A 241-nucleotide genomic window follows, 5' to 3' on the forward strand; every position below is an offset into this window, starting at 1 on the left:
GGCATTGGCCGTCAGCAGAAACGGAAAATGCCACACGTCTTTTCGGCGTCCGAAGGTATAAGCCAGAATAAAACCGATAAACAGCGCGACCAGTAACATTCCGCGTACTGTGTTGGTCATACTGTCAATCTGATCGGCCGCGTGCTGGACCAGTTTGCCGTGTTCCAGTGTCAGGCGGATAAAGCCGACCACCTGACCCTCATCGGTCATCACCGGCTGAACCAGCTGCTGGCGGCCGATG

The 241-nt window shown here is 55.6% G+C and carries 1 pseudogene; it reads right to left on the reverse strand.

Annotated elements, in window-relative coordinates:
• Nucleotides 1-241: pseudogene (locus tag ACYP03_RS27705) on the reverse strand (YtjB family periplasmic protein); the annotation flags it as partial.

This window comes from Photobacterium sp. R1, from assembly GCF_054600795.1.